The following is a 14,966-nucleotide window of genomic DNA, read 5'->3' as shown; positions in this document are numbered from 1 at the left end:
GTGGTTGTCAGCTAGTCAATTTGACATACAGCGTAAATAAATATTACGCCAATCTTAAGATTATTGTGAGCTTATAGGAAATTATAACTAGTGATGGGTGTTTATGTTTAAAAAGTTTACGCCATAGTTTCTTACGCTATAGTTCAAAAGGTACAAATCAAAATTCTGGCTTGGTGTATTGAATTTCTTTATATGGGTCGCCTGGGATTCGAACCCAGAACTAATCGGTTAAAAGCCGAGTACTCTACCTTTGAGTTAGCGACCCTTCTTGCACTAATTTGCAACTTCACTACTATATCATAACGTTCTATAGATTTGTAAAGGGGTTAGAAAAAATTTACTGTGAGGCGAATCATTGCTGAGTGGCTAGTCCCTGGTTCTAACACTGTCAGCATTTCACCTGTGTTGATGGCGTTGCGGGGAGAGCTCCAAGGTTCGAGGCAATAAAAGTCCTTGCCTTTGACTGTCCAAAACACCAAGGTAGAGAAGAAATCGTCGTAATCGAGAGTTAATTTCAACTTGCGGCTGTTGTCGGTAACAGTAGCCGATTTACGCTTGAGTTGTTTAAATGCCACGTCGATTTCATCGCGGTTGAAATCAAAGTTACCATCAAACGCGTGAATTTTCTTGGTAATTTGGTCTTGGTACTCGGTGGAGGGAATTTCAAACTCTAGCTGAGTTTTGTCTGTAGTCAAAAAGTAAGGATGGAACCCTGCACTGAAGGGCATCGGTTGAGATGATTTGTTTGTGTAGTGCTGGTAAATTGTCAAGCTATTTCCTTTCATCTGATAAGTAAAAGCCAGCCCAAAGTCAAAAGGATAAGCTGCCTTTGTCTGCTCACTCGAATGGAGACTAGCTTGAAGGGAAACTCCTTCGGCAATTGAACCAATAGCTTGCCAAGATAAATCACGGGCAAAGCCATGTTGTTTAAGAGTATACTGCTTACCGTTATATGTGTAAGTGTTATCAGGCAAGTTGCCACAAATTGGAAATAGTATTGGAATACCACCACGCACACTTAATTCTGGGTTGGCAAAGCGCTCCTGATCCAGGTAGAGAATTTCTTGCCCTTGAATGCGCCAACGAGTGATGATACCACCACGTTCTGGTACAACCTCTAGCTGAGAGTTGGTGGTGCGATCGCAAAGAATAAAAGTTAAGTATTGTCTCTGTTCTAGTGATATGTCAAACACGACTTTTGAATTATGAAATTCTCCAGTTTTGTAGGGTGTATTAGGCGCTGCCAAGTTGATATTTTGCTACACAAGCAATACCAAGCGCCATAACGCACCAGAGCATTTTTAGATGGTGCGTTACACTGCGTTAACACACCCTACTCTTAATTAATCTTCAGCAAAGATATAGCGGTACAATTCGCTGGGGTTGGGTTCGGGGCTTGTTTCAGCGAACTTGACTGCTTCGTCAATTTCTTGCTGAATTTGACGATCTATCTGTTTTAATTCTTCATCTGTCGCCAGATTTTGTTCTGTCAGATAAGCAGCAAATTTTTTAATTGGATCGCGGGCAAACCAATATTCTTTTTCGGTTTTGCTGCGCAGTTCATCTGGATCTGCTAAAGAGTGACCCCGAAAACGATAGGTAAGTGCTTCAATTAATGTTGGCCCTTCACCTGCACGAGCACGGGCAACAGCATCTTGAGCTACTGCACGCACCGCCATGACATCCATCCCATCTACTTCTACACCCACCATGTTAAACACACTGGCTTTTTTGTAAATTTCTGGATCGGAAGTTGCTCGTTCGTGAGCCATACCAATAGCCCACTTGTTATTCTCAACTACAAAAATGACAGGCAATTTCCACAGCGCTGCCATGTTTAACGTTTCAAAAAATTGACCGTTGTTGCAAGCGCCATCGCCAAAAAAGCAAGCTGTAACTTGATCGGCACTTGGATCGCCTAGAACTTCACGGCGGTATTTGCTTTGAAATGCTGCCCCTGCTGCAACAGGAATACCTTCAGCTACGAAAGCGTAGCCACCTAGCAAATGATGTTCAGCAGAAAACATATGCATAGAACCGCCACGTCCTTTGCTACAACCCGTGGCTTTCCCAAAGAGTTCTGCCATGACTTCTTTTGCTGGTACTCCCGCACTTAAAGCATGAACGTGATCGCGGTAGGTACTGCAAACAAAATCTTCTCCAGGTCGCATCGCCCCTTGAATTATCCCGGTAGAGACTGCTTCCTGACCGTTGTAAAGGTGGACAAAACCAAACATTTTGCCCCTATAGTACATTTCAGCACACTTATCTTCAAAGGTGCGCCCTAAAACCATATCTTTGTACAACCGCAACCCTTCTTCTTTCTCGATTTGCGCGGTAGTGACGTCAAATTTGGGTAAAGTGCGTTCTTGAACCATTATTTTTTTACTATCCCCGTAGTAACACTTAAAGTTACCATTTTAGATAAGTTGTATTCTCACAAAGAATCAACAATATCAAGTTATTGAGTGCATACTGTTTTATCTTGTGTGTTGTAAGGGTAAGATAACCACCTTAGACCCTACAATACCAATCAGGATAACTTGCTTTCTGCATATTCATTAACAGATAAAAAATATAACCTAATTATGTCCATATTTCTTGAATAACTAATTGTCATAACAATATAATTATGTTATACTTCGGGTCGCTCACCAGCAGCAGCAAATCTATACAAACATGGTGCTTCTCTGACTGGATGCTGGAACAAGTTCCTCTGATTGATTTGCAGAAACGGTCAAACCGTAGATTCTGGCAGGAGAACAATCTTAAGTTTCTGTTAGCACGACATGATTGGCATTGCCACAAGAAGGGCTGGACAGATATAAGTGAACTTGTTGCAAAACACACTTGTAGTGTAAAACCAATCGGTTATTATTGTGGCACGGTTTTACATATCTGGAATTCTCTAGGAGAATTACGTCGATCACGCTGCAGGGGAAGTTAAGCTGTGCGAATTCCGCTAGATTACTACCGAATTTTAGGGCTACCTTTGGCGGCAAGTGAAGAGCAATTGCGGCAGGCATACAGCGATCGCATGGTGCAACTGCCAAGACGCGAATATTCCCAGGCAGCAATTAACTCTCGCAAACAACTAATTGAAGAGGCTTACGTGGTTTTATCAGATCCCAAAGAGCGAAAAGCCTACGATCAAATTTATCTTGCCCATGCCTACGGTTCGGAGAGCGATCGCAATGCAGCCGTGGCAGTAGAGAACCGTGCCTTTAATAGTAATGGCAATCTTGACTCCCAAAATCTCAGCATCGAAATCAACCCAGAAGAATTTGTCGGTGCTTTACTACTGCTGCAAGAGCTAGGAGAATATGAACTCGTACTTAAACTAGGTCATCCATACCTAGTCAATAAAAACGGTACATATTTGAGAGTCGGCTCTACTTCAGAAACTGACGAATTCGGTGAAATCGCAACTGAAAGGGCAGACATTGTTCTTACTATTGCTCTTGCCTGCTTGGAGGTTGGTCGAGAACAATGGCAACAAGGACATTACGAAAATGCTGCGGTTTCGTTAGAAACTGGTGACGAATTATTAGCGCGGGAAGGTTTATTTTCTAATGTTAGGGCTGAAATTCAGTCTGATTTATACAGACTACGACCATATCGAATTTTAGAGTTAGTAGCGCTGCCGAAAGAAAAAGTTGCTGAACGCAGCCAAGGGTTACAACTATTACAAGAAATTTTAGATGAGCGTGGCGGTGTTGATGGCACAGGCGATGACCGATCTGGTTTAAGCGTAGATGACTTTTTGCGCTTTATCCAGCAATTACGTAATTACTTAACGGTTGCTGAACAACACAAGCTATTTGAAGCAGAAAGCAAGCGTCCCTCTGCCGTCGCCACATATTTAGCTATTTATGCTCTGGTAGCACGTGGATTTAGTCAACGTCAACCGGCTTTGATTCGTCAAGCCAAGCAAATGCTAGTGCGTTTGGGCAAGCGCCAAGATGTGCATTTAGAACAGTCACTGTGTGCTTTATTACTAGGACAAACCGAAGAAGCCTCCCGTGCTTTAGAACTAAGTCAAGAGTATGAAGCCCTGGCTTTTATTCGAGAACATTCTCTCAACTCCCCAGATTTATTGCCAGGACTGTGTTTATACAGTGAGAATTGGTTGCAAAATGAAGTGTTTCCCCACTTCTGCGATTTAGTACAAGAGCGAGCTTCTCTCAAAGATTATTTTGCCGATCGCCGCGTTCAAGCATATTTAGAGCAACTACCAACAGAAACACAAATCAATAGTGATGAAATAGGGATTAACCCCCCATCTTCCCAGACACAGATAAATCGTCAGAATTACCGCGGTAATCCTAATGAAGTTCATCGCCAATTTCCTCACGATGGAAGAACTGAACAAAGAGTTCCACAAACACCAAATTACAATAGACCAAGCTATTCACAATACTCGTCATCCCAATTTTCGGCGTCACCCACTGATTCTGTCTATGAGGGTGCAAATTTAGAAATGCCCGTACTACCCTCTGAGAATAGCGATCGCAACTCCAGAGGCGCTAATTATTATGTAAATGGTGCAGAGCCATCTGTCGCATATCGGCGATCGCAACCTCAAGTCAAGCGCAAACGCAGGCCATATCCTAACCCAGGAGGACGCACTTCAGATCAACGTCCGATAACTGGGCGTCGGCGGCGGTATTTTGCTGCCGGTGCAAAAGCAAAAATGCGGTTGATGTGGATGGTTTTGATTGGTGTGACGGGAATATTAGTGTTGTGGCTTTTGATTTCAACGGCTTTGGGATGGTTGCATAATCTATTGTCACCAGCGCCTGCTCTACAAGGTGAACAATTGGTTTTACAACTGAATGAGCCGATTTTACCTATTCCAGATCGTAATAGTAAGACACTATTTCCAGAAGGGCCTTTGACAGAAGTCACGGCACGAGAAGTGATTCAAAGTTGGCTGTCAACTAAAGCTGCTGCTTTAGGGCCAAATCATGAAATTGATAGTTTAAAAGAAATTTTAGTAGGTTCGGCTCTGTCTCAATGGCAGCAAGTTGCTCAACAGGAGCAAGCAGAAAATCGCTATCGCAAGTATGAACATCGGCTAAAGATAGAATCTTTAGAGACTAGTCCAACCGATAAGAATTATGCTGCCGTTCAAGCTTCTGTGACTGAAGCGGCTCAGTTTTATGAAAATGGTCAAATAAATCAACGTAAGTCTTACAACGAAACAGTGCGAGTTAGATATAGTTTGGTTCGCCAAGGAAATGGTTGGCGTATCCGGGAAATGTCAGTCATAAATAAGGTTAGTACGATACTTTAACAGTTGTCATTAGTCATTGATATTAGTAGAAACGCAGAGGAACGCTGAGTTTGTTTCAGTTGGTGATGAAATCTTGTATTAAGCTGGTTCTCAGGGTGCACTTTAGCGCTACGGGATAGATTGCGTTACCATGACCACAATGGTCTACAACTAGAAATATGCTTTCTAATCCTGCCAGCAATAATGGGGAAATTGGTAAAGTTTTGCTGATTGGAGTTACCGGTGGCACGGGTAAAAATGTAGTTAAGGGCTTTCTCGAACAAGAAGTTACTAACTTGCGTGTGATCACTAGGAAAATAGACTTGAATCGACCTTTACTAGCAAAGATAAACGATGCAGGGGTGGAGTTAGTAGAGGCGAATCTAGATGATGAGGATTCACTAGCAATAGCCTTTGCAGGAATTTCTGCTGTTTATTGCCATGCCACAGCACCAGATTCTGCCAAGCCAGATCCACGAGAAGTTGATAGAGCTAAGTTAGTTGCTCAAGTTGCCAAAAAATCACAGATTAAGCATTTTGTATATAATTCTGCCGGTGGAGCAGACAGAAATTCTGGGGTGAGTCACATTGAGCAAAAGTACAAAGTGGAACAGGTATTGAAAGCAAATGGTTTACCAACAACCATGTTGCGGGCGTGCCTGTTTATGGAAGAATTTTGGAAGCAACATACACGACCATCGATTCTCAAAGGAGTTTTTCCATTTTCTATTCAACCGGATAAGCCCATACATTTAATTACAACAAAAGATATGGGTAGGATAGCTGCCCACATGATCAAAAATCCCTCTCAGTACGTCGGTAAAGACATTGAAATTGCTGGTGATGTGCTAACTCCCAAGCAGATAGCAGAGGAATTTTCTAGGGTACAGGAAATCACTGTTGTTCATAAAGAGGTACCTGCTTGGATTTTCTTGCTACTGTGGCGAAAACAATTGTTTGATTTGATTCAGTGGTATCGCCAAAATGGTTATCAAGCTGATGTTCCACAGTTGCGCGAAGAGTTTCCTGGGCTTTTAACCAGATTTAGTGAATTCTTGGCAGAAACTAATTGGGCAAATCCGGAACTGACTTACGAGAGTTTATAAAATAGATTTTTATGGAACAAAATATTAGCGAAGTTCTAGTTTTAGAGGAGGGACAAACGCCACCGCCAGGGACAACTGTGCCACCAAGACAAATTCGGTGGGATGACACATTTAGTTATGTAGCAAATCCTGATCGCTTCTGTCGTGAAAACTTAAAAAAGTACGGGCCTATTTTTAATACAGGGGTTTTTGGCGGTAAGACTATTTTTGTTGGCTCTGCTAGGGCAAATCAGATGGTATTTAACGGCGATTTGCAATATACCGAGATTGCCTTACCTGATACCACCATGGATATGTTTGGTGAGTATAGTTTGTTTCAACGCCCTGACTTGCACCGCCAGCGCAAAAGTGCCTTGCGTCCCGGACTGACTGGTCGTTTTTTAGAAGGATATATACCTCATATCAATCAGGCGATCGCGCATGGACTTCAAAACTGGAATATTCCTGGAAGAATAAAATTATACCCAGAGGTAGAGAAAATCTGCTTTGATGTACTGACTCCGCTGCTTTTGGGGGTGAAGTTAGATGATAGCGATCGCCAATCTTTTGAGGGGTTAGCTTTGTCTAGTAAGGCAGAACTGAAAGCTTTGTATAAAACCTACTTTGATGGTTTTTATGGCTTGTTGAGATGGAATTCTCCCTTGACTGCCTATGGTAGAGGCATGAAAGCACGAATACAGTTGCTGGAGTTTATGCGAACGGTGATTCAAAGAACAAAAGCCGCAGAAGAAAACATAAATATGACAACGGACTTTCTTGGGATGATGCTGGCAAGCCAAAAAGAAAACCCCGACGGGGTTTTTAGTGATGCCCTGATTGAAAATCAATGTCTTCTACAACTATGGGCTTCTGACTATGAAATCTCTGGATTGATATCTTCCTTAATCTACCAATTAGGACGACACCCAGAGGTACTACAGAAGCTGCGAAAAGAGCAGGGGAATTTCAGTAGCTTTTCAGCAGAGCAGTTAAAGCAGATGGTTTTTTTGGAAGCAACTATCAAAGAGACTTTACGGACTTTACCACCAAGCTCTACTGCGAAACGCCGCCTCACCAAATCGGTGATTTTGGATGGAGTACTCTATGCCAAGGGTTGCAGTGTTATGGCTGAACCACGACTAGCGCACATAATGGCAGAACATTTTCCAAAGCCGGATAAATTTGAGCCAGAGCGCTTTTTACCTCCGCGTAATGAAGGCAGAATGTACGAGTTCATTCCTTTTGGTGGGGGTGTACACGCCTGCTTAGGAGCGCAGATGGCGATGGTGGTGACTAAGATATTTGCCGCTCATCTACTGCGTTTATTTGATTGGCAATTGACAAAAGCAGCAACTTTTGTACAGTTTCCGCTTAAGAAACTCAAGGATGATTATGAAATTAGTCTGCAAAAATGTGAGAGCTTGATGTAAAGATTTTCTAGTCAGGTAGAGACGCGTTGTTCAAAGCGTCTCTACTATCACTACGCGATATTGTTGATTGCCTGATTTATAGCTGCTGGTGTTTCATAGTCTTTGATCGGTATCTGCTTCAAAATCCGAAGAACTTTCTCATCAAAACCTTTTTCTTCAGCACGCATAATCAAGTCTTTTTTACTGATTGGGTAGACAACTTCATTCAAGTTTTTCTGTAGTTGCACCAGGTTCAAGTCTGTCATGATTTTTCTCCTTAGGGTACGACGCTGTGTACTACTAAAGGGAGTACTAAATCAGTTAATCCTTTGTAATCTCCTATACTATTTTGGTGATATATGGCTTTTTGACATCAGACTAAAGGTAGAGATTTGACTGAAAATCTAAAACCAGAGAGCGATCGCCCGTTATTTTGCTTTCAACCGATGAGCAAGTGCTACCCACTCGTTGATTCGTTCACAATCAATCACTTCAAATCCTGCTTCTGTTAAAGCTGTGACAACATCATCCTCGCGATCGCTTGTAAACCCAGCGGTAATTAAAAGTCCTTGGTGTGCATCAGTCTGACGTAGCGCACGCTGAAAGTCACCAGCGAGAGCAATATGCATTCTTGCCAGAATATTGGCAACAATCAAGTCAAATGTCTGTGTAGCCTCTATTTTTTCTACATTGCCGATGGTATCGCCACCCATCCAATGCCCAAAGTCACTTCCACATCCCAGGCTTCCTTCCATGACTGTTACCTGTTGTTCTAACCCGTTACGACGTACAGCATCCTGAGTTGCATCCACAGCAGTACTGTCGTTGTCTAGCGCCAATACACTAGCTCCCAACTTTGCGATCGCCACACTCAAAATACCTGAACCTGAACCTAAATCGAGAACATTCATGCTAGGGACAACATACCTCTCAAGCAGTCGCAGAGAGACAATGGTTGCTGGGTGTAAGCCGCTACCAAAAGACAATGTTTTTTTCAATCTCAAGATGATTTCGCCTGCTACCTTAGATTGATAAGCAGTGTCAGGAGCGAGGACAACAAATCGTTTACCAATTCGATTTACAAGGGGGTTGAGTAAATCTGCGTCTGTGGTTTTGTTTTCAATCACACTCATCTGTACTTCAGTTGTTAACCCGGTGCGATGCAAAGGCGATAGTAAATTCACGATTTTTTCGACACGTATTCTGGAAGTAGCATCGTGGGGTAGATGTATGTAAATCGTAAATGCCCACTGGGGATGTTCTAAATCCCCGTCAATATCTTGTGTAATCTGAATATCATCAATATCAACAGTCTCAGCAAGCAGCGTACAAACCCAATCAACCGCCTCGTGTGTTGTATTGAGACTCAATTCGATCCATGGCATATTTTTCCTCTGTTGTCGCTGCATCACCATTACACAAACACTAACCACACAGTGAAATTTCTCTGTGGCAGACAGCCTTTCAATAGTAGCTCATGCTCAAACTAAATATTTGAAAAGGTATTGGGGATTGAGTCACACTTATGCAAGCCTTTCAGTTTCCAGCTTTTAATTATTTACCAAAAATTTTAAAATTTCTCCGACTTAGAATGTTCTAGAATAAGAAGTTTTATGAAGATACTGTTACTCTATTTATACATATCTTGGTATTTTGTAACACTTTTGTCTACCGATAGTAAAGTCTTCTATGAAGCCTCTATAAACGCTTCTGTTAAATCCTAATGTATCTATTTCTGGTTTATTTGCTGGCTGTAATTAAAAGATAAAATGAATACTATAGATTTTTTGTTTAGTTACGATATACCTTCCTTAAGTTAGATTAGGTATATATACTTTTGTATAGTAATATAAAATAAAAGATAAAAAGTAACTTTTAGTAAAGTTTGACTACATTCCACAAAGCAGTAGGGGAATAGTCTAACTGGGATTTGTTGAGCTGATAGGATGCCACACAGCATCTGTGAGCAGCGAATTTTTAATTTTAAATGAAAGAGGTAAATAAGGGAGTGACTTCGCAAACCCTTACACAAAATAATCGACGCTACGATCCAGATGCGATCGCTCGCTACTATCGCTATCGTCCTTGGCTTGCTTGGGCGCGAGCACTGGTGATTATCTGGAATTTTACTGGATTTATTCTCGGTCTCAAGTGGGATGAATGGCGAAATCAAGTAGAACAGAACAAGTTAAAACGAGCTGTTCAACTACGACAGATGCTGACACGCCTTGGCCCTACCTTTATTAAAGTTGGTCAAGCCTTATCAACGCGTCCGGATTTGGTACGTAAAGATTTCTTAGAAGAACTAGTAAAACTACAAGATCAATTACCGCCCTTTGATAATGCGATCGCCTACCAATTGATCGAAACTGAGCTAGGGCGCTCACTACAGGAAATATATAGCGAGTTGTCTGAGTCTCCTGTTGCTGCTGCTTCTTTAGGTCAAGTATATCGCGGTCGCTTGCACAGTGGTGAAGAAGTGGCGGTGAAGGTGCAGCGCCCCAATTTACGTCCGGTTCTCAGCCTCGACCTTTATTTAATGCGTTGGGCTGCAAATTGGCTATCTCCTTGGTTACCTCTCAATCTCGGTCACGATTTAAGCTTGATTGTGGACGAATTTGGGATCAAGTTATTTGAGGAAATTGATTACCTCAATGAAGGGCGCAACGCTGAAAAATTTGCCACTAACTTCCGTAACGATCCGCGTGTGAAAGTTCCAGCAATTTACTGGCGTTATACTTCCACCCGTGTTTTAACACTAGAGTGGCTGAATGGCTTTAAGCTTACTGATACGAAAAGAGTTCGCGAAGCTGGTTTAGATCCGGAGTCTATTATCGAAATTGGGGTGACTTCGGGTTTACAGCAATTATTGGAACACGGTTTCTTCCATGCCGATCCCCATCCGGGTAATTTATTTGCCATGCCCGATGGTAGAATGGGCTACATCGATTTTGGCATGATGGATCAGTTGGACGAAACCACCAAAGAAACACTGGTGGATGCGCTGGTGCATCTAATTAATAAAGACTATAACGACTTAGCACTAGACTTTGTAAATCTGGGTTTCTTAACACCAGATACGGATATTCGTCCTATTATCCCAGCCCTAGAAGCAGTATGGGGAGATGCCATTGGCAAAAATGTGGGGGATTTTAACTTCAAAACAATTACAGATAAATTCTCGGAATTAATGTACGATTACCCTTTCCGAGTTCCCGCCAAATTTGCTCTAATCATTCGTTCTTTAGTGACGCAAGAAGGTATTGCCCTTAGCCTCAACCCACAATTCAAAATTGTTGAAGTAGCCTATCCCTATGTAGCGCGGCGATTGCTGACAGGCGAATCTCCTCAATTGCGCCGACGCTTGCTGAATGTGCTGTTCAAAGATGGTAAATTCCAGTGGCAGCGGTTAGAGAATATGATTGCGATCGCTCGCACTGATGAGGACTTTGATGTATTGCCGACAGCTAAGTTGGGATTGCAATTTCTCCTGTCTGATGAGGGTAAGTTTTTGCGCCGCCAGTTAATATTAGCTCTGACTGAAGATGATCGCTTGCATACTGAAGAAGTACAGCGTTTATGGAATTTGGTAAAAGACGACTTAACACCAAATAGATTGTTTGATGTAGCGATCGGAGTTTTGGCAGAATTGTCTAGAGAAGGAGTGGCGGCAATTTTACCATCAGTTAATGCTTTGACTTCTTTCCACAGCAAAACTAGCTAATAGTTAACAGCTAATGGTTAAATAAAAAGACAATGAGCAGTTAGCAATTAGCAATTTTAATCAGGAGATTCATGTACTACTATCAGCTACAACCACCGTATTTACTACTAGTTTTCGGTTTGTTTGCTGCCTTAACATCTGGTTTAGCACTAGCTGGAACACTAAAATTAATCGCAGCAAAATGGCAAAATAAGGGTACAGAAAACTCCGATTATCAGTTGTTAAAAAGTCAATTGACTTTGCCTTTTTTAGGTATAACTGGTGGTGTAGGTTTTTTCCTATGTTCAGGATTTGAAATATTTGGTTTTCCACCCTTGCTTTCCTACGGAGTTGGCGTGCCTTTAGCAATTGTAACTTGCTTGTTTGTGTGGTTGCAGTTGAGAAGTATGCTGGTTTATGCGGAAGAAAGAGGAATCGAATCTTTAGATTTAGATTCTTGGAGATAGAGTTGCAGACAATCAAAGAATTCAGAATTCAGAATACATAAATTATTCTGGATTCTGCTTTCATAATTTTTTACTAATATTAAGAAAAACAGATTAAAGAAGAATCCAGGGATATTCTTCAAAGCTGTCACATTACTAAGCTAAAATTAGAGAAGCTTTCAGTCCCTATTGTTTTTCTATATGCCTCTGAGCGACATTTTACCAACCGTCAGTCAGCTTTCTCATCAAGATAAACTTCGGTTGATACATTTTCTTCTTTTAGCAGTTGCGAAAGAAGAAGGATGTAGCTTAGAACCTGTTGCAGATATTAAATCAGAGAGCGCACTTCTAAATCAACTATCATCAACTGAAGCTGTTGTATGGTCTCCTCAAGCAGATCGTGAGGCAGTTCAAGCCTTGTCAGATATTCTGGCAGCAGCACAAGAGGCAAATAATGCTTGATGGTCAACGTTTTCCATTCACGGAGCGAACTGATAGTCTTGAGCGATCGAGCCTCATGCCATATTTGCCCTTAACCCTTACCAACGGAAGTTTTTCTGTAGAAGTGATGGCGTTATTGGATACAGGTGCAAGTGTCAATGTTCTGCCTTACGAAATTGGTGTCCAGCTAGGGGCAGTTTGGGAAAATCAAACAGTCTCTATTCCATGAAGCGGGAACTTAGCTAATAGTGAGGCAAGAGGCTTGGTTTTGTCTGGTACAATGGCTTCATTTTCGCCTGTTTTGCTTGCATTTGCTTGGACTCAAGCGCAAGATGTACCTGTTATTCTTGGACACATGAACTTTTTTGCTGAATTCAACGTCTGTTTTTATCGGCACGAGTTAGCTTTCGAGGTTTGCCCAAGAGAAAAATGAAATCGCCGCCCTCAACGGGCGAAAAGACATATGTTTATAACTGAATCTAGTAGTTATATTGAGCTTCTGCAAAAGTTTCCACCTCGCCCAATCAAATCAGAAGCCGAGTTGCTGCCTTATGTTGCTGCTTGAAGATGGTCTTGGTTTGAAATAGTTATTGGCGATCGCACTCTTCACAACTAAACAAAACCCCACACCACCCTACCCAATCCCCTCTTTTCTCTCACCAATTAAGAAGTGCTATTAGTGAAAAATTTTATCCTTGAAATTGCGATACTTAAGTGTAATATTCCTAACTTTTTGCCTGAAAAAACTATTAGTATATCTTTGCAAGCGTACTGGTAAACTAGGACGAGTAAAGCTCTTAGGTTTAGATTCTGGAGACTTCAGATATCGATAATGTAAAAATGTATCTTTATAGGGTATATCAACATCTTCACCAGCACATAAACGTGTAAATTGCGATGCTGGTATACTCATATAATGCAGATAAGTCAACCGACGCCCTTTATCGTATAAAACGCTGTCTATGACATCAAATTTAGAACTCCAGTGATTGCCAGTAAATTGTTCTACTTCACGTTCTGCAAAGTTACAATAAGCAATTTTACTACGGCAAACCATATAATTGAATAAAGATTGATCTGGGCCTCCTAATGCCATAATATCAGCTTCACCAGCTTTTAGTTTATCTAGTAAATCTGCTAATATAGGTTCAGAAAAAATATTCCTTTTAGCTGCAAACCAACCAGCACAAAATACTTTAAGCTGCAAATTCTCATCATTAAAAACTTGTTTTTGAAGCTTGTAATTACCATCAAAAATATATTTCAAGTTAGACTTATATTGAAAATCATTGGTGACCCAATCATAATCATCTAACTTTTGATATATATAATCTAGAGGCCCCATTAATAAGGTATCGGCATCAAAGTAAATAAACTTGTCAAAGATACCATGCAGCGCACAAAGTTTTCGGTGCATAGCTAGACGATAGACTTCCGGCAAACCTCGTTCTTGCCAAACTCTTTGCGCTCGATGATGAGCTTTCCACGCTTGAGTGGCAAAGTTTTCCCAGTAATGTATAGCTGCCATATCTTCTAGCATAGTGACATTCCTTCTAGTCGCAACTTCCGCACGGATTTTGTCTAGGCGATTGTCATAGGGAATAACGCAAACAGGAATTTCTCTGCCAGCATTAACTTCTATGCTATTGAGCAAAGCAACTAGCTGATCGTAGACTACATCATTGGCTAGCGTGTAAATGCCATCTGTCATATTGCCCCTCCATTCGAGGAAATTAACGGCGAAACAGTCTTTGTAGTAAGGGAACTTTATCTTCCCTCGCTTCGTGGAGATAGCGATAGTGTTCCCACAATTTCCAATAGGAGCCACCAGGTTTAATTGGCGTGCCAGCCCAATGCAGATACTTCAGCTTGCGATCGCCATCATAAAGAACGTAGTCTTTCTCTTGAAAATGACGGGAGCCTGCCCAACTACCGGGTTCACCCCCAGGAGTTTTGACGAGATTGCGGCGTTTGGTAATGTGTTTGAGAACTAAATAGTTAAGAATAGGCTGATCTGTAACTCCACAAGAAAAATCAAAATATTCTTTATGCATTGCACATTCGCGCAATGTCTCTTCCATCATCTGTTGTGTAATGATTCCTTTTCTAGAAGCCCAAAAGCCACTATTGAAAACATCTTTGAGCTGTTCTTCAGTAAAGATTTGCTGTTCTTTCACAACTGATGAAAATATATTCCGCAAACCCTCACTACGATGATGGTAATCGCAACAAAAGAAATCTACTTCTGCAAGTTGATTTAAGCTATCAGCTATTTTTTCAAAAACAATAATATCAGTATCAATATAAATAAATTCATCTAAAGGCCCAAACCAAACTGCCAATTTTCGCATTTTGTTGGGTAGAGCTAAAAAATCTTTAGGGAAAATTTCTCCTATGCTTTGGGTAAATTGCTCTAAAAATTCTAGATGAGGAAAAATTTTTATTTTATGAAAACGAGTAAGAGTATCAGCTACATGTTGGTAATTTTCATTAAATGGAATAAGATAAACAAGAACTTTTTCGTCATAAAAACGAATACTATTAAGTAAAGCGATCGCATTATCGATAACGCGGTCATTAGCAACAATATAAATGCCCCTTTGCATA

Annotated in this window: 12 protein-coding genes, 1 tRNA gene and 1 pseudogene; 7 read left to right on the top strand and 7 right to left on the bottom strand. The window is 41.2% G+C overall.

Going from position 1 to position 14,966, the window contains the following annotated elements:
* Positions 1–193: 193 nt before the first annotated feature.
* The 3 genes from U2718_RS00540 to pdhA all read right to left on the bottom strand — a co-directional run bounded on the left by U2718_RS00540 (position 194) and on the right by pdhA (position 2,378).
* Positions 194–265 (bottom strand) — tRNA-Lys (locus U2718_RS00540).
* A 61-nt stretch (positions 266–326) separates the two neighbouring features.
* Positions 327–1,193 carry an aldose epimerase gene (locus U2718_RS00535; RefSeq protein WP_341999823.1) on the bottom strand — a complete coding sequence of 289 codons (867 nt, stop codon included), beginning with the start codon at positions 1,191–1,193 and terminating at the stop codon, positions 327–329.
* Between the two features lie 150 nt (positions 1,194–1,343).
* Complete coding sequence (gene pdhA, locus U2718_RS00530; RefSeq protein WP_341999254.1) at positions 1,344–2,378, bottom strand: pyruvate dehydrogenase (acetyl-transferring) E1 component subunit alpha; 1,035 nt, start codon at positions 2,376–2,378, stop codon at positions 1,344–1,346.
* 572 nt (positions 2,379–2,950) lie between these two features.
* On the opposite strand from pdhA, the gene U2718_RS00525 reads away from it, so the two are divergent.
* From U2718_RS00525 to U2718_RS00515, 3 genes are all read left to right on the top strand, one after another.
* Positions 2,951–5,296, top strand: coding sequence for an IMS domain-containing protein (locus tag U2718_RS00525; protein ID WP_341999252.1), 2,346 nt, complete (start codon positions 2,951–2,953; stop codon positions 5,294–5,296).
* Between the two features lie 158 nt (positions 5,297–5,454).
* On the top strand, positions 5,455–6,381 hold the full coding sequence (locus U2718_RS00520) for an NmrA family NAD(P)-binding protein (RefSeq protein WP_341999250.1): 927 nt from the start codon (positions 5,455–5,457) through the stop codon (positions 6,379–6,381).
* A gap of 11 nt (positions 6,382–6,392) precedes the next feature.
* Positions 6,393–7,790, top strand: coding sequence for a cytochrome P450 (locus U2718_RS00515; protein WP_341999248.1), 1,398 nt, complete (start codon positions 6,393–6,395; stop codon positions 7,788–7,790).
* A 50-nt stretch (positions 7,791–7,840) separates the two neighbouring features.
* Here the strand turns inward: U2718_RS00515 and U2718_RS00510 are convergent, their stop codons facing one another.
* Positions 7,841–8,035: a DUF2795 domain-containing protein gene (locus tag U2718_RS00510; RefSeq protein ID WP_341999246.1), complete on the bottom strand. Its 195-nt coding sequence runs from the start codon at positions 8,033–8,035 to the stop codon at positions 7,841–7,843.
* 162 nt (positions 8,036–8,197) lie between these two features.
* Positions 8,198–9,154, bottom strand: a complete 957-nt coding sequence (locus U2718_RS00505) for a 50S ribosomal protein L11 methyltransferase (RefSeq protein WP_341999245.1) — start codon at positions 9,152–9,154, stop codon at positions 8,198–8,200.
* Positions 9,155–9,756: 602 nt separating this feature from the next.
* Here U2718_RS00505 and U2718_RS00500 point away from each other — a divergent pair.
* From U2718_RS00500 to U2718_RS00485, 4 genes and pseudogenes are all read left to right on the top strand, one after another.
* Complete coding sequence (locus tag U2718_RS00500) at positions 9,757–11,493, top strand: ABC1 kinase family protein (RefSeq protein WP_411813203.1); 1,737 nt, start codon at positions 9,757–9,759, stop codon at positions 11,491–11,493.
* Between the two features lie 71 nt (positions 11,494–11,564).
* The gene (locus U2718_RS00495; protein ID WP_341999240.1) at positions 11,565–11,939 is read left to right on the top strand and encodes a hypothetical protein; all 375 of its coding nucleotides are present in this window, start codon (positions 11,565–11,567) and stop codon (positions 11,937–11,939) included.
* Positions 11,940–12,119: 180 nt separating this feature from the next.
* Positions 12,120–12,380 carry a hypothetical protein gene (locus U2718_RS00490; RefSeq protein WP_341999238.1) on the top strand — a complete coding sequence of 87 codons (261 nt, stop codon included), beginning with the start codon at positions 12,120–12,122 and terminating at the stop codon, positions 12,378–12,380.
* Positions 12,373–12,792: pseudogene (locus U2718_RS00485) on the top strand (hypothetical protein). The gene U2718_RS00490 and the pseudogene U2718_RS00485 overlap by 8 nt, the downstream one beginning before the upstream one ends.
* A 243-nt stretch (positions 12,793–13,035) precedes the next feature.
* On the opposite strand, the gene U2718_RS00480 reads toward U2718_RS00485, so the two are convergent.
* Entirely contained in the window at positions 13,036–14,070 is a 1,035-nt protein-coding gene (locus U2718_RS00480; RefSeq protein WP_341999236.1) for an Npun_R2821/Npun_R2822 family protein, read from the bottom strand.
* A 22-nt stretch (positions 14,071–14,092) separates the two neighbouring features.
* Positions 14,093–14,965 (bottom strand): Npun_R2821/Npun_R2822 family protein, encoded by an 873-nt coding sequence (locus U2718_RS00475; RefSeq protein ID WP_341999235.1) that lies wholly within the window; start codon positions 14,963–14,965, stop codon positions 14,093–14,095.
* Between the last annotated feature and the right edge of the window lies 1 nt (position 14,966).

The organism is Chlorogloeopsis sp. ULAP02, from assembly GCF_038404745.2.
Classification (GTDB): domain Bacteria; phylum Cyanobacteriota; class Cyanobacteriia; order Cyanobacteriales; family Nostocaceae; genus Chlorogloeopsis.
This window is presented reverse-complemented; position numbering and strand designations above follow the sequence as displayed.

What these genes read in the sequence shown, in the direction of transcription:
- U2718_RS00475 (WP_341999235.1), bottom strand. Translation starts at nt 14,965, where the DNA reads ATGCAAAGGGGCATTTATATTGTTGCTAATGACCGCGTTATCGATAAT.
- pdhA (WP_341999254.1), bottom strand. Translation starts at nt 2,378, where the DNA reads ATGGTTCAAGAACGCACTTTACCCAAATTTGACGTCACTACCGCGCAA.
- U2718_RS00500 (WP_411813203.1), top strand. Translation starts at nt 9,757, where the DNA reads ATGAAAGAGGTAAATAAGGGAGTGACTTCGCAAACCCTTACACAAAAT.
- U2718_RS00505 (WP_341999245.1), bottom strand. Translation starts at nt 9,154, where the DNA reads ATGCCATGGATCGAATTGAGTCTCAATACAACACACGAGGCGGTTGAT.
- U2718_RS00490 (WP_341999238.1), top strand. Translation starts at nt 12,120, where the DNA reads ATGCCTCTGAGCGACATTTTACCAACCGTCAGTCAGCTTTCTCATCAA.
- U2718_RS00510 (WP_341999246.1), bottom strand. Translation starts at nt 8,035, where the DNA reads ATGACAGACTTGAACCTGGTGCAACTACAGAAAAACTTGAATGAAGTT.
- U2718_RS00480 (WP_341999236.1), bottom strand. Translation starts at nt 14,070, where the DNA reads ATGACAGATGGCATTTACACGCTAGCCAATGATGTAGTCTACGATCAG.
- U2718_RS00520 (WP_341999250.1), top strand. Translation starts at nt 5,455, where the DNA reads ATGCTTTCTAATCCTGCCAGCAATAATGGGGAAATTGGTAAAGTTTTG.
- U2718_RS00495 (WP_341999240.1), top strand. Translation starts at nt 11,565, where the DNA reads ATGTACTACTATCAGCTACAACCACCGTATTTACTACTAGTTTTCGGT.
- U2718_RS00515 (WP_341999248.1), top strand. Translation starts at nt 6,393, where the DNA reads ATGGAACAAAATATTAGCGAAGTTCTAGTTTTAGAGGAGGGACAAACG.